This window comes from Dechloromonas sp. TW-R-39-2, assembly GCF_016864195.1.
Taxonomy (GTDB): Bacteria; Pseudomonadota; Gammaproteobacteria; order Burkholderiales; family Rhodocyclaceae; genus Azonexus.
In genome coordinates this window covers 2,872,093-2,886,349 of record NZ_CP045202.1, presented here as the reverse complement: position 1 = coordinate 2,886,349, position 14,257 = coordinate 2,872,093, and the positions used below count along the sequence as shown (strand labels likewise).

Genomic DNA, 14,257 nt, shown 5'->3' with positions numbered 1-14,257 from the left:
GTCACACCTCGCTCTGGTTTTCCGGGAAGTCAGTGTCTAGCAGGATGGAACCGTCCGGGCCCCAATTTACCTCGGTAATGCCTGGCTCGATGCGCTCCAGTCGTTCGGCTTCAAGTTGCTCCGGCGTGAGGTCGCCCATTTCCAGGCGAACGAGATTGGCCAGTTCCCGGTTTTCCAGTTGCAATTCACGATGCGCCAGAATCTGGGCGATGGCCGAGAGCAATTCGTATTCGTTCCACGGCTTGCCGATGAAACGTTCGATCCCGACCTCGTTGACCGCACGAAGCAGGGCGTTGAGATCGGCATACCCGGACAGGATCAGGCGCGCGGCATCGGGCTGGATGGCCTTGGCTGCCTTGAGGAACTCGATGCCATCCATGACCGGCATGCGGTAGTCGCTGATGAAGAGATCGAATTCCTCGGTGCGGGCGGCTTCAAGCGCGAGCAGCGGCGAGTTGAAGATACGGACCTCGAGCTGAAAGGTTTTGGCGCCGAACGAGCAGGGAGCAACACGTAACAGTCGTTGCAAGGATTTGAGGATGGATTCCTCATCATCGACAATCAGGATACGGCTCATTTGTCCTCCTGGCGGATGTAGAGAGTCAGCGTGTGCTGCTCGGCCTGTTCCATCTTGATCAGTTGCCCGATGATTTCGCTGTTCAGCGTGCTGCCTTTGACCAACAGCATGTAGCCGTCGCGGTGCATCAGGTCGCGGCTGAGTTGCATGCCCGGCTTGAGGTGCATCGTGCGCAAGGGGCTTTCCCTGACATCCGGTTTGTGTGTTTCGGAAATATAGGTGGCGAACGCGTCGACCGCGGCAGGGTCGTAGCGCTTGCCCCGGTTCTCGATCAGAAAGCTCATGGCTTCGCCCGGCTTGAGCGGCCGTTGGACCAGCGTGCCAATTTGCAGCGAATCGTAATCATTGACCACGCTGAGAATCCGGCTGCCTTGCGGAATGGCGATGCCGGACAGCCGGTCGGGGTAGCCGCTGCCGTCGTAGCATTCATGGTGATGACGGACGAGCAGGGCGGCGTCCTTGAACTTGTCGATGCCCAGCAGAATGTTCTGGCCGATGACCGGGTGCTTCATGACCTGGGTGCGCTGTTCGCCGCTCAGTGTGTTGTAAGGCTTGGTCAGCAGGTCATCGGGCAAGCCGAGTTTGCCGATATCGTGCAGCAGGCCGGACAGCATCACATTCTGGACTTCGCTGTCGGCGAGGCCCATGCGCAGCGCAACCTGGCGGGCCGCCTCGGCCACCCGCCGGCCATGTCCGGTCATCTGGCTGCCGGCCGGGCCGCTGCGCAGTTCGATCAGTCCGGCAAAGACCTGAACGCTGGTCAGAAAGGATTTCTTCAGTTCGCCGTGAGCCTGTTCGACAAAGCTGAGCGCTTGACGCAACTCGGCCGTACGCTCGGCCACTTTCTGCTCCAGGCTGGCGTTGAGGGCTTTCAGCTCGTCGTTCTGGGCCTGGGTCAGGGCCGTCAGACGCAGGTTCTCAGCTTCGAGCCGCTGGCGCTCCAGTGCTTCGCGGACGACGGTGATGATTTCGCTGTCGTCCCAGGGCTTGGCGATGTAACGATAAATTTCGCCCTGGTTGATGGCGGCGACGGTCGATGTGATATCTGCGTAGCCGGTCAGCAACAGCCGCATGGTTTGCGGCCAGCGCCCTTTGGCGTGCTTGAGAAAGGTGGCGCCATCCATTTCCGGCATGCGCATGTCGGAAATGATCAGATCGACGTGTTCTCGTTCAAGTATTTCCAATCCTTCGGCGCCGCTTTCCGCCGTAAATATACGGTAGCCGTGCGGCCGGAAAAGACGTCGCAAGGACGACAGGATGCTGGGCTCATCATCAACGAGCAGCAGGGTGGAGGCGGTGCTGGCCTCGGTCATGGAAAGGTCTCCGGCGTTTTGGCTTGGGTTTCAGGGCTTGGATGAATCGGCAGCAATATCCGAAATGTACTGCCGTGTCCTGGCTGACTGTCGACTTCAATGCGGCCGCAATGGCGTTTGACGATGCTGTAGGACAGGGAAAGTCCCAGCCCCGTGCCTTTGCCGACCGGTTTGGTGGTGAAGAAGGGTTCAAAAATCCGGTTGATATGCTCGGGCGAGATGCCCTTGCCGGTATCGCTGATTTCGATACAGACCATGTCGGTGCCGCTGCGCTGTGTCCGGATGGTGATGGTGCCTTGTGTCTCAATGGCATGCCCGGCGTTGACCAGCAGATTCATGAATACCTGGTTGAGTTGCGAGATCAGGCAGTAAATGTGCGGCAGGTCGCCATATTCCTTGACCACCTTGCATTTGTATTTGAGCTCGTTCCAGACAATGTTCAGGGTCGAATCGATCCCTTGGTGGAGGTCGGCCTCCTGCCATTCCTGCTCGCCAACATGCGAGAAGCTCTTCAAATCCTGAACAATCTTGCGGACACGACTCAAGCCATCCTTGGATTCACCCAGCAGGCTGAAAATGTCTTGTTCGAGAAATTCGAAATCGTATTCGGCTTTCAGACGCCGGATGATCTCTGCATGCGCTGCATCGGCCGGTGCGCCGAGCTGCTCTTCGTAGGCACTGATGATGCTCATCAAGTCGTGAACATAGCCGTCGAGCGTGCCGAGATTGGAGTGTACAAAGCCGATGGGATTATTCAGCTCATGTGCAATGCCGGCTGCGAGCTGGCCGATCGAAGCCATTTTTTCGGATTGCAACAACTGGTTGTTGGCTTCTTCAAGACGCTTGTTGAGTTGCTGCTGGTGATCCAGATTTTCAGCCAGCATCAGTTGCTGTTGCTTGCGCTCGGTAATGTCGGTTAAAACGCCATCGTAGAAAATGATGTCGCCAGCTTCGTTGCGCAGGACAATCGTGCGGTCGACGACCCAGATGACCTTGTTTTCGGCCGTAAGCAGGCGATATTCCTGTTCGTGGCCCGGCAGCCCGGCGGCGGATTTCTGGCTGATTTCTTCGCTGACACGGCGCAGGTCGTCCGGATGAATCAGGCTGCTGAACGAAGGTGTGCCGGCAATGAGTTGGGCTGGCGTGTAACCCCATTGCTTGACGTTGTCTGAAACAAAAACGACCGGCCAGCCTTCGCTGGCCGACCAGCGGAAGCAGACGACCGGGCTGGCATTGACGACCTGCATGGCAAGTCGCAAGGCACTTTCCGTGCGTTGCCGGCGAACGATCCGCCAGATTTCATTGCTGATCAGCTGGACGGTTTCAACATCGATATCCGTGTAATCACACGGCTTGTTGCCCAGACTGGTGAGCATGCGGACTTTTCCGGTATTGACGACCGGGACGCTGAGCAGGCGCTTGAGGCCGGTGTATTCTTCGGGCAGGCCGGGTTTGCATGGCATCGCCGCGTAGTCGTTGATGACGGCGGGCTGCATCTGGCGCAGAGAATCGGCCCAGAGGCCGGCCTCGCTGAGTGGGTAATGGCTGGCGGAGGCCGCCGTGCACTCTCTGTCTTCGGTGCAGTTCGACCATGCCACCAGTTCGAGTTGCTGGCCATCGTCGTTGATGAAATGAATCGAACCGATCCGGCTTTGCGTCAGTTCTTCGGCTTGTTCCAGTGCGTATTGCATGAATTCGCACTCTGGCAGAGCCTCCGCTTTGGCTGGCAACTCAAGCAGGACGCTTGAACGTCGTGCCTGGTGTGCCAGCTGGAGTTCGGCTTCACGCCGCGCGGTAACATCGATCGTGATGCCGCCCAGGTCGGCCGGGCCATCGTCCCTGGGAATGACGAATTTGGTAGATTCGTAATGGCGTCCGTCGAATGAGTCGTCAATGACTTCTGTCTTGCCGCTGGCGAGAATCCTGGCGTCATCGATGGCAATTTTTTGGCCGATCGATTCCGGGAAAAACTCTTCCGAGGTATGTCCGATCATGCGTCGCGGATCAACGCCCAGCAGATTGGTGAACCCTTTGCCGGCCACCAGGATTCGTCTGTCAGCATCCTTGATGTAGGCTGTTCCCGGCATGTGATCGACAAAGCGTTGCAGGGTTTTGGCCGAGCGTTCCCATTCCTTCTCGGCCAGAATCCAGTTCGATAGATCTTCGACAACGATCGCCAGGCAGTCGAGCTGCCCGTTCGGCTTGCGTATGGCGTAGGTCGACATGAAGGTGTGGATGATCAATCCGTCGTCACAGACAAAGCGCCGCTCCATCGAATACCCGTTTGATTCGCCGCGCAGGATGGCTTCGAAATGTATCAGGCTGCCGGGCAGGTCGTCCGGGTGGGTCATTTCCGCCCAGGTTTTGCCCAGCAAGGTTTGGGCATTGCTGCCCAATATCCGGCAGAGCGCCGGATTCACTTCCAGCCAATATTTATCGGCCGAGGCACGCGCCATGCCGACAGTCGAGTGATCGAAAATGGCGTGATAGCGCTGTTGGGCCAGGGCTTCTGCCGCTGCACTCTTGAGTTGTGAGCCGAGTATCCAGGCATAGGCGGCGAGCAGTAGAAAAGCGAATCCCCAAGATTGCCAGTCATGGGCCGGGTTGCTTATCCAGCTGCCGAAAATGACCAGTGCGGCGGCTGGCAGAAAGGCGCGCAGGAAGTTGGCGGAGATATGTTTCATGCTTCATTCCGGCTGTGTTGGGGGCGTATGTCTTTTGCCAGACGGAAGGCATCCCGGATTTGTTCGCGCAACTGGTCGTCGTCCCAGGGCTTGGTGAGGAACTTGTAGATTGCACCGCGGTTGATCGCCCCAGTGACTGATTCAAGGTCGGTATAGCCGGTCAGGACGATACGGATCGTGTCCGGGTGCAGCTGTTTGACGCGTGCGAAGAATTCGGTACCGCTCATTTCCGGCATGCGCTGATCGGACAAAATGACCTGGATCGGGTGCTTGGCCAGATATTCAAAAGCTTCACTGGGTGAATTGGCCGTCAGAACCTGAAAACTTTCTCGACGAAGCAGGCGCGAGAGCGATGCCAGTATGTTCGGCTCATCATCGACGATCAGTAGTGTCTGGGCGCTTTCGCGGGGGGCGTCGGCGATCGGCAGGCGTTTGTTCGCCGTCATCAGTTGGGCAAATTCGCTGGCTGGCAAGGGGTGGCTGAACAGAAAGCCTTGCATGGCATCGCAACGGCGGCCACGAAGGAAGCTTGCCTGGGCTTCCGTCTCGACGCCTTCAGCAAGGACGGCCAGGTTCTGGCTGCGGGCCATGACGATGGTGGCCGTCGCAATCGCAGCGTTGGCCGGGTTTTCGATGATGTCGCGAATGAAACTTTGATCGATTTTGATCTTGTCGAAGGGAAAGCGGGAAATGTAGGCCAGCGATGAATAGCCCGTTCCGAAGTCGTCGAGCGAAAGCTTGGTGCCCAGCGCCTTGAGCGCACGGCATTGGGCAATGGCTTCGTCGACATCGTCGATAAACGCGCTTTCGGTAATTTCAAGTTCCAGTGCATGAGGCGGCAAACCGCTTTCTGTCAATGCGCGCCTTACCTGGTCAATCAGGTTGCGCTGGCGAAATTGCCGTGTCGACAGGTTGACCGCAACTCTCAGGTTGGCCAGCCCCAGGTCCAGCCACTGGCGGGTTTGCTGGCAGGCTTGCCGCAGGACCCACTCGCCGATCGGTACGATCATCCCGGTTTCTTCTGCGATCGGGATGAACTCGGCGGGCGATATCTGCCCGAAGGCCGGTGTGTTCCAGCGCAGCAGCGCTTCCATGCCGAGCAGGTTGCCACTTTCGAGACTGACCTGCGGTTGATAGAAAACGGCGAGTTCGTTGTTGTGCAAAGCGTCGCGCAGGGCGGCTTCGAGCCCCAGGCGGCGTGCGGCATTGGCATTCATCTCCGGGGAGTAGAAGCGGAAGGTGTTGCGACCGCCTTGTTTGGCGCGCAGCAGGGCGACATCGGCATTGTTGAGCAGGGTTTCTGCACTGCCGCCGTCCCGCATCGAAACGCTGATTCCGATACTCGCCGTAATGACCATCGCATGTTCGCCGATGGTGAAGGGAACGGCAATTGCATCGAGCATGCGTTGTGCCAGGGCAATGGCATCGTGTTCATGGCTCAAATTGGCCATCACAAAGCCAAATTCGTTACCCGAGCGGCGTCCTATCGTGTCTCCGTCGCGGACTTGCAGATTCAGACGGCGGGCTACTTCCATCAGTACGCTGTCGCCAGCAGGAGGCCCGAAGGTATCGTTGATCGTTCTGAATCGATCCAGATCAAGCAGGATGACGGCTGTTTCACGTTCAAAGCGGCGGGCCACGATCAATGCCTGATCGAGCCGGTCGCCAAATAGATTACGGTTCGGCAGGTTGGTCAGCGGGTCGTAGCTGGACAGGTACTGGATTCGCTCGGCAGCCGCTTTTCGTTCGGAAAGGTCGCTGAAAATTCCGACGTAATTAGTCAGTTGACCGCGGGAATCGCGGACCGCCGAAATACTGAGCCATTCGGTGACCAGTTCTCCATCCTTACGCCGATTGGTGATTTCACCTTGCCAGTTGTCATGTTGCTGGATGCTTTCCTGCATTTCCTGGTAAAACGCTTCGCCATGCAGGCCGGAACGCAGGATTTCAGGTGTCTGACCAATGATTTCTTCCGGCGAGTAGGCAGTCACCTTGGTAAAAGCCTTGTTGACCAGCAGAATGTTCTTGTCTTGATCGGTGATGCAAATTCCGTCGTTAATGCCCGTGAATACAACCGAGGCAAGGCGTTCGGCAAGTTCGGTTGATTTTCGCTTGCCGATATCGGACATCGTGCCCGTGGTGATTCGAGCTTGTCCGTCGCTATCCCGCTGCGTGACTTTACTGCGCACTTCCAGCCAGACCCAGTGACCATCTTCGTGGCGCAGGCGGAATTCTTCGATGTGCACTTCATGGTCCGTTGCGTCTTGCCCGGTCAGGCTGCTTTGAACCTTGAGGCAATCCTCGGGGTGCGCACGTTCCAGGACGTCGGACAGTAAATTGGGGCTTTGCGTCAAACCCAGAATCTGGTTGAGCGATTCGCTCCAGCGCGAAATGCCGGCCGTCCGGTCGTTTTCCCAAGTGCCAAAACCGGTCAGTGACAGCGCGACTTGCAGGCGGGTATCGAGCAGATTGTTTTCGGCAATGCGGCGATTGACCTCTTGCTCCAGCCAGTTTTTCTGTCCGCTCGCCAATTCCCGGGCGCGTTTCAGTTCCAGTTGCAAATGGACGCGTGCCATCAGGATGGCTGGATTGATCGGTTTGGTGATGTAGTCGACCGCGCCTGCCCGTAAAGCCTTTTCCTCATCCTCGGTCTGGTTGCGGGCGGTGACGAAAATGACCGGAATATCGCGTGTTTCAGGGCTTCTGCGCAAAGCCTCCAGAACGGCATAGCCGTCCATGTCGGGCATCATCACATCAAGCAGGATGAGGTCGGGGCGCGGCTCAAGGTGTGCATAGTCCAATGCTGTCCGGCCATCGCCAGCCAGGCGAACATCGATCCCCTCGGGTTCAAGTCGTGCCGCCAGAATCGTCAGATTGATCGGGGCGTCATCAACCGCCAGAACCAATGGCTGGGGAGCGTTCTGCTGATTGCAATCCTGAAGTGTCACGCCGCACCCTCCTCAGCGGGTTGTCTCTTTTGCCACGTCTTCTGCTGGCATGGCGCTCCGTATTCTTTATGCCGAAAACGCTGTATCCAGCGTATCGCACTGCATAAGATTTTACGAATATATTGTGAGGTGCTATATTCGTTTTTGACAAAAATAACATATTTTGTCGTTACGGGGTGGGGCTGCGCAGTGCGGAGGGGCTGGTACCCCCAGGTGGAATCGAACCACCAATTCGCCCTTAGGAGGGGCGTGTTATATCCATTTAACTATGGAGGCAGCGCGCGACAGGGCCGCATTGTACCGGTCCATGGCGTGCTTGTGCAGTTTGCCTCGTCAAACAGAATGAGAATGAGGAGTGAGGCCATGTTCCATCGGTTTTCGTGTCGCCCGATTGCCCAGCAGCTGATTTTGGTCAGCGCCCTGGCTTTGTTCGTCGTGTTTTTAATCATGACCCTGATGGTTCAGCGCAATGCGGATCGCGCTGCGGTTGCGGTGGCCGAGGCCAATCTGGGGCATGAGGCGAAGATGATGGCAGGCATGCTGGATGCCACGCATGAAGCAGTACGTGATCGGGGCGAGCGTCAGTCGAGTTTTTTCCTGAAGCACCTGGGGGGGGCGCCTGTGCTTTCTCCTGGGGTACTTAAAACAGGAGATGTCGATTTGCCGATCATGCGTATCGGGAATGAGGTTTTGAATGCTAACGAACGGGTTTTGCAGAATTTCAAGGATCTGACGGCTGAGGAAGGTGCTTTCCTGGTGATCAAGGACGGTCAGGTGTTTCGTCTGGCCACCTTGCTGAAAGATAAAAATGGCAAATCGATGAATGGTGTGCCGATCGGCCAGGGAGATCCGGTCAGTAAGGCGGTGCTGGCCGGGCAGGACTACACCGGGCTGACCATTCGGGGCGGGAAATACAATTTCAGTACGGTCAAGGTTTTCAAGGGGGCGGATGGCAAGGTGTGGGGGGCTTATTCGGTGCGTATCAGCCTGGATGCCGAATTGAAGCGTTTGCGCGAGCAGTTCGGCAGCCTTGTCGCGGGCAAGACCGGCTACGTTTACATCATTCGGCCGACCGATGAGAAAACCATTGGTGAATTTGTCCTGCACCCGAAATTCCAGGACAAGATGATTGCCGAGGTGGATGTTGCTGCGCCGGTCAAGGAGAGCTTGCGCCAGATCCTGACCAACAAGAGTGGCTTGTTCCGCTACACGATGCTGACCGAGAGTGGCGCCGAGCGTGAAAAAATCATTTATGCCGAAACGGCCAAAACCTGGGGGTGGACCGTAGCAACCGGCAGTTGGACGGATGAGTATCTGGAAGAGAGCTATCGCCTGCGCAATTTGCTGTTGGTGATCAGCGCAATTTCTGCCTCGGTTCTGATGCTCCTGATGTACTGGCTGGTCCGTTCGCGCTTGAGTGGGCTGGCCCTACTGGTGGGTGAAGTCCGGCGGATGAGTGCCGGTGATTTTCGGGTGGCTGTACGGGATACGGTGCCGGAAAGTCGCAACGAGGTGCATGAAATCGGTTATGCCTTCAACGCCATGTCGGAGAGTGTGCGCAGCCTGGTGCAAGGGGTTTCGGCAACATCGGCACAAGTCGGTGTGGCGGCCAATGAGTTGCAGGGCGCGGCGCGCTTGGCGCTGGAGGGGTCGCAACAGGCGTCGCAATCGGCTTCGGGGATTGCCGCTTCGGTTGAGGAAATGTCGGTCAGCATTGCTCAGGTGGCGGATAACGCCAACCAGGCGGCCCATATTTCGGAAGAGGCCAAGGCCGTGACCGAAAACGGGCGCAATGTCGTGGGTCGTGCGATGGCCGAACTGGATGTGGTTGCCGGTGATATCAAAGAATCGGCCAGCCTGATTGAGTCGCTTGGCGAGCGCTCGAAGCAGATTTCCAGCGTTGTGGCCGTGATTCGGGAAATTGCCGATCAGACCAATCTGCTCGCCCTCAATGCCGCAATCGAAGCGGCACGGGCTGGCGAACAGGGGCGCGGTTTCGCGGTGGTTGCCGATGAAGTGCGCAAGCTGGCTGAACGTACCGCTTTGTCTACGCAGGAAATTTCGACGACCGTTCAGGCCATTCTTGAAGAAACCGGGCGTGCGGTACAGCGTATGCAGGTGGTCAGTAGCAACATGAGTGAAAGTGTCGGTCTGGCCCGGGCTGCCGGTGAGTCGCTGGCTAATATCGATGAGCGGGCCAGCCTGACGGTTGAAACCGTGCACAGCATTGCCGACAGCACACGCGAGCAAAGCTCTGCCAGCCAGGAGATTGCGCGTCTGGTCGAGCACATCGCACAGGCGGCGCAGGGGAGTAACAGTCGGGCGCAAAGCAACAGCGAACGGGCGCAAAATCTGCAACGTCTTTCCGCCGAGTTGCAGGCCCAGTTGTCCCGCTTCTCGACATAAGACGTTAGAATTGCTGAATTGCTTCCCAACACGGCGCCTTGCGGGGCGCCGTTTTTAATTGGTCCCATGCCTTACCTCAAACTTTCCGATGCTTGTCTCGCCTACGGCCACGTGCCGCTTCTTGATCACGCCGATTTTTTGCTCGATCCGGGCGAGCGTGTTGCCCTGATCGGCCGCAACGGCACCGGCAAGTCCTCCTTGCTGGCGGCGCTGGCTGCCGGTAGCGGCCGTGGCAAGCTTGATGATGGCGAAGTCTGGGTGCAGCCCGGGATTCGTGTCGGCTATGTGCCGCAGGAGCCGCCCTTCGACATGGAGGCGACGGTTTTTGAGGCCGTCGTGTCCGGTATGGGCGAAACCTCGAAGATTCTTGCCGAATATCATGAGGTCGTGCATCACTTGTCCGATGGAACGGGTGATCAGGACGAACTGATGGCGCGCATGGAAACCTTGCAGCACGAACTTGAAAGTCGTGGTGCCTGGGCCTATGAGGCGCAGGCCGAGAAGGTCATCGACCGTTTCGGGCTTGATCCTGAAGCGAGTGTCGGTAGCCTGTCTGGCGGCCAGAAAAAACGTCTGGCGCTGGCTCAGGCACTGGCGGTTGCGCCTGAGGTTCTGCTGCTCGACGAACCGACCAATCACCTCGATATTGCCGCCATCGAGTGGCTGGAGACGATGCTCATCGAAATGGGTGTTACGCTATTCTTCATCACCCACGACCGTTCTTTCCTCGACCGCGTGTGTACCCGCATTGTCGAGCTGGATCGCGGCAAACTGGCCAGTTTTCCGGGCAGCTTCAAGGAGTATCAGGTCCGCAAGGAGGCTCTGTTGCACGATGAAGGGCTGGCCAACGCGCGCGCCGACAAGCTGCTCAAGGAAGAGGAAGTCTGGATTCGCAAAGGTGTCGAGGCGCGCCGGACGCGGGCCGTTTTCCGTGTCCAGCGGCTCGATCAGTTGCGGGCCGAACGTCAGGCGCGGCGCGAGCGGATGGGCAAGGTCAATCTGCAGATCGATGCCGGCGATAAAAGCGGCAAGCTGGTCGCCGAACTGGAGCACGTCAACAAATCCTACGGTCAACGGCAAATTGTGCGCGATTTCTCGGCGCGTATTCAGCGTGGCGACAAAATTGGCGTGATCGGCTCGAACGGCGCCGGCAAGACGACGCTATTGCGGATGATTCTCGGTGAATTACAGCCGGATTCCGGCATCGTTCGCCAGGGCACCAAGATCGATGTGGCCTATTTCGACCAGTTCCGTACCCAGCTGAATCCTGATTCATCGTTGAGCGACATTATTTCGCCGGGATCAGACTGGGTTGAGATCGGCGGCGCGCGCAAGCACGTCATCGGCTATCTGGAAGATTTTCTGTTTGCCCCGGAACGGGCTCGTTCGCCGGTCAGTTCGTTATCCGGTGGCGAACGCAATCGCCTGCTGCTGGCCCGCCTGTTTGCTCGGCCGGCCAATGTGCTGGTGCTCGACGAGCCGACCAACGACCTCGATATCGAAACGCTCGAACTGCTTGAGGAACTGCTCGCCAAGTACGATGGCACGCTCTTCCTGGTCAGCCACGACCGGACTTTCCTCGATAACGTCGTGACGCAAACGATTGCCGCTGAGGGTGACGGTTTTTGGAAGGAATACGCCGGGGGGTACACCGATTGGGCAAGTTACCGGGCGAGCCGGGCCAAGGAGGGGGCCGACAAGGTGAAAAGCGAGTCGCGCCCGGTCGCCAAGGCGGCCGAGCCGGCCAAGGCCAAGGTCGAGAAATTGTCGTGGAAAGAGCAACGCGAACTCGAGTCGCTGCCTGAAAAGATTGCAGGCCTGGAGGCCGAGCAGGCCGATCTGTCGAAGCGTCTTGAAGATGCCTCGATTTACCAGACCGATCCTCGCGCAGCCCAACAGGCCGCTGACCGGCTTGCGGCCATCGATGATGAGTTGCTGGTTCTGCTCGAACGCTGGGAAATTCTTGAAGCACGCGGGAACCCGGCGTAATTGCCGCGTTCGAATAGGGCCCCAGAGGAATCACGCAAATGAATGCATCACTCAAAACCTGGCGTACGCCGCTTGTCATCATGATTGTCGGCTGCATCATCCTGACGCTGTCGATGGGGGTACGCCATACCGCCGGTTTGTTCCTGCAACCGATGACCTCCAGCCACGGCTGGAGTCGGGAAACCTTCTCTTTTGCCATCGCCCTGCAGAATCTGGTGTGGGGCCTGGCTTCTCCATTTGCCGGGGCGCTGGCCGACCGTCATGGTGCCGGTCGCACCGTTGCCGGGGCTGCCGTACTGTACGTCATCGGCCTGGTTTTGATGTCGCAGGCGGCTTCTCCCTTGGCGCTTGATTTGTCGGCCGGTGTGCTCATCGGCCTCGGGCTTTCCGGAACGACTTTTGCCGTGATCATGGGCGTCATCGGCCGTCATACGACGCCGGCGAGGCGCAGCATGGCGCTGGGTATTGCCAGTGCCGGCGGTTCGTTCGGGCAATTTGCCGTGCTTCCGGTCGGGCAGGCAATGATTTCCGCCTACGGCTGGGAAATCGCACTGGTCTTGCTGGCCGTTGGCATCGGCCTGATTGCGCCCCTGGCCAATGCCATGGCCGATGGTCACAAACCGGCTTCAGGAGCGGGGCAGTCGGTCGGGCAGGCACTGCGCGAAGCGGGGGGCGAACGAAGCTTTCACTACCTGTTCTGGGGCTATTTCGTTTGTGGTTTCCAGACGGCGTTTGTTTCGCTGCACTTGCCGTCTTATCTGGTCGATTCCGGCCTGACGGCCAATGTCGGGATGACGGCAGTGGCCTTGATCGGCCTGTTCAATATCTTCGGTTCTTTCCTGTTCGGCTGGGGCGGTGGTTGCTACAGCAAGAAGAACCTGCTGGTCCTGATTTATGCTTTGCGTGCCGTGGCGATCACCATTTTCATGCTGGTCCCGATGTCGACCGCGGCAGCCTGGATTTTTGCAGCGGTGATGGGGTTGCTGTGGCTAGGAACAGTGCCGCTGACTAACGGCCTCGTGGCGCAGATTTTTGGTTTGCGCTACATGTCGATGCTGACCGGGGTGGTCTTTCTCGGCCATCAACTGGGCAGCTTCCTGGGGGCTTGGCTGGGCGGCCGGATTTTTGATCAAACCGGATCGTATTTCCTGGCCTGGGCGCTGGCCATCGGGCTTTCCCTGATCGCCGCCTGGTGTTCCTGGCCGATCAACGAAAAACCGTTGGAACGGACCGCAGCGGCATGAAAGCCCAGTGGCGCTGGTTCTTGATCGGGGCTGGCCTGGCGCTGGCCCTGTTCGTGCTGGCGCTGCTTTTCGCGGCCTACCAGATGCCCGAGTTATTGCTCGACTGGGCGAATCTGCGCTATTGCGCCTGAGCGTTGTCGGCCTCGCGGGCTGGCATCGGGTCCAGGCCAAGGCGCTGGCGAACCGCTTCCGGCGTAATGTTGAGCAATTGGCCGATGTCCCGATAATCGTCGGGCAAGGCGGCATCCGTCCAGCCATGCGCCGAGTGCCGCGCCAGGCGAACCGCCAGCGCGACGTTGCGAACGCGCGGATTGTCGGTGCTTTCGTCGTCGATCAGGTGCAACAACAGTTCCGGTAAATGCCAGACCCGGCAGAGCACTTGCTGGATGTCCTGGAAGGTGAAACCAAGAACCTGCGTCTGTGCTTCGACGCTGCGCAAGGTTGGGTCGGCTTTTTGCCTGGCCAGAATATCCAGGCCCAGCTTGGGGGCCGAGCACCAGACAAGAATTTCGGCCAGATCATGCAGCAAGGCTGCAATCCGGATTTCTTCCATATTGATGTCGTGGCGCCAGATGGCCCACTCCTGGGCGTAATCGGCGGCTCGCTGGGCTCGGCGAATGATCTGCAGAATGCCCAGCAGTGCATGTCGGTCGGCATCCTGAAGCTGTTCTTCGATGGTCAGCAATTCGTCGAAACGATTGAAGAATGGTTCTATGCCCGCCATCATCACCGCACTGGCGATGGTTGTGATGTCATGCTGCAGGGCGCGTCCATGCAAAGGCTGTATGAAAGCCAGGACGCGTACGGTCATGATCGGGTCCTGGAGAATCAGCTTGGCCAGTTCGCGCGCATCAACCCGGTCGAGGTTCTTGCGCATTTCACCGAGGCGACGCTCGGTCAGGCGCAGCACCGGCAGCGTGTTGCTGTTGAAAAGCAACACCCAGGCGTCAATATCATGCAGCGGATGGTCGATCATGCAGGGCGAGTCCTCGAAATACGGCGGGTCATGAACGGCTCCGAGTTTAAGGGCGTGGCGCAGCATGGGCAAGGGCGCCGGCGTGCGATAATTTCAGCTTCCCCAATCATTCCGGTTTTT

At 58.2% G+C, this 14,257-nt stretch carries 9 protein-coding genes and 1 tRNA gene; 4 read left to right on the top strand and 6 right to left on the bottom strand.

What is annotated here, in order from left to right; genetic code table 11:
- Position 1: 1 nt before the first annotated feature.
- From GBK02_RS13960 to GBK02_RS13940, 5 genes are all read right to left on the bottom strand, one after another.
- Entirely contained in the window at positions 2-577 is a 576-nt protein-coding gene (locus tag GBK02_RS13960; protein ID WP_203467232.1) for a response regulator, read from the bottom strand.
- A complete protein-coding gene (locus tag GBK02_RS13955) occupies positions 574-1,890 on the bottom strand; it encodes an HD domain-containing phosphohydrolase (RefSeq protein WP_203467231.1) in 1,317 nt (438 codons plus the stop codon). Before GBK02_RS13955 ends, GBK02_RS13960 begins: the two co-directional genes overlap by 4 nt.
- The gene (locus tag GBK02_RS13950; protein WP_203467230.1) at positions 1,887-4,574 is read right to left on the bottom strand and encodes a PAS domain S-box protein; all 2,688 of its coding nucleotides are present in this window, start codon (positions 4,572-4,574) and stop codon (positions 1,887-1,889) included. The genes GBK02_RS13955 and GBK02_RS13950 overlap by 4 nt, the downstream gene beginning before the upstream one ends.
- Entirely contained in the window at positions 4,571-7,522 is a 2,952-nt protein-coding gene (locus GBK02_RS13945; RefSeq protein ID WP_203467229.1) for an EAL domain-containing protein, read from the bottom strand. The genes GBK02_RS13950 and GBK02_RS13945 overlap by 4 nt, the downstream gene beginning before the upstream one ends.
- A 201-nt stretch (positions 7,523-7,723) precedes the next feature.
- Positions 7,724-7,798, bottom strand: a tRNA-Arg gene (locus tag GBK02_RS13940).
- A gap of 87 nt (positions 7,799-7,885) precedes the next feature.
- On the opposite strand from GBK02_RS13940, the gene GBK02_RS13935 reads away from it, so the two are divergent.
- The 4 genes from GBK02_RS13935 to GBK02_RS16995 all read left to right on the top strand — a co-directional run bounded on the left by GBK02_RS13935 (position 7,886) and on the right by GBK02_RS16995 (position 13,292).
- Positions 7,886-9,928: a methyl-accepting chemotaxis protein gene (locus tag GBK02_RS13935; RefSeq protein ID WP_203467228.1), complete on the top strand. Its 2,043-nt coding sequence runs from the start codon at positions 7,886-7,888 to the stop codon at positions 9,926-9,928.
- Between the two features lie 66 nt (positions 9,929-9,994).
- Positions 9,995-11,917: an ATP-binding cassette domain-containing protein gene (locus tag GBK02_RS13930; RefSeq protein ID WP_203467227.1), complete on the top strand. Its 1,923-nt coding sequence runs from the start codon at positions 9,995-9,997 to the stop codon at positions 11,915-11,917.
- A gap of 38 nt (positions 11,918-11,955) precedes the next feature.
- A complete protein-coding gene (locus GBK02_RS13925) occupies positions 11,956-13,161 on the top strand; it encodes an MFS transporter (protein ID WP_203467226.1) in 1,206 nt (401 codons plus the stop codon).
- On the top strand, positions 13,158-13,292 hold the full coding sequence (locus GBK02_RS16995; protein ID WP_256435908.1) for a hypothetical protein: 135 nt from the start codon (positions 13,158-13,160) through the stop codon (positions 13,290-13,292). The genes GBK02_RS13925 and GBK02_RS16995 overlap by 4 nt, the downstream gene beginning before the upstream one ends.
- Here the strand turns inward: GBK02_RS16995 and GBK02_RS13920 are convergent.
- Entirely contained in the window at positions 13,280-14,203 is a 924-nt protein-coding gene (locus GBK02_RS13920; protein WP_239003038.1) for an HDOD domain-containing protein, read from the bottom strand. The genes GBK02_RS16995 and GBK02_RS13920 overlap by 13 nt on opposite strands.
- Between the last annotated feature and the right edge of the window lie 54 nt (positions 14,204-14,257).

Excerpts from the sequence above, each read along its gene's own strand:
- GBK02_RS13960 (WP_203467232.1), bottom strand. The coding sequence starts at position 577 with ATGAGCCGTATCCTGATTGTCGATGATGAGGAATCCATCCTCAAATCC.
- GBK02_RS13955 (WP_203467231.1), bottom strand. The coding sequence starts at position 1,890 with ATGACCGAGGCCAGCACCGCCTCCACCCTGCTGCTCGTTGATGATGAG.
- GBK02_RS13950 (WP_203467230.1), bottom strand. The coding sequence starts at position 4,574 with ATGAAACATATCTCCGCCAACTTCCTGCGCGCCTTTCTGCCAGCCGCC.
- GBK02_RS13935 (WP_203467228.1), top strand. The coding sequence starts at position 7,886 with ATGTTCCATCGGTTTTCGTGTCGCCCGATTGCCCAGCAGCTGATTTTG.
- GBK02_RS13930 (WP_203467227.1), top strand. The coding sequence starts at position 9,995 with ATGCCTTACCTCAAACTTTCCGATGCTTGTCTCGCCTACGGCCACGTG.
- GBK02_RS13925 (WP_203467226.1), top strand. The coding sequence starts at position 11,956 with ATGAATGCATCACTCAAAACCTGGCGTACGCCGCTTGTCATCATGATT.
- GBK02_RS16995 (WP_256435908.1), top strand. The coding sequence starts at position 13,158 with ATGAAAGCCCAGTGGCGCTGGTTCTTGATCGGGGCTGGCCTGGCGCTG.
- GBK02_RS13920 (WP_239003038.1), bottom strand. The coding sequence starts at position 14,203 with ATGCTGCGCCACGCCCTTAAACTCGGAGCCGTTCATGACCCGCCGTAT.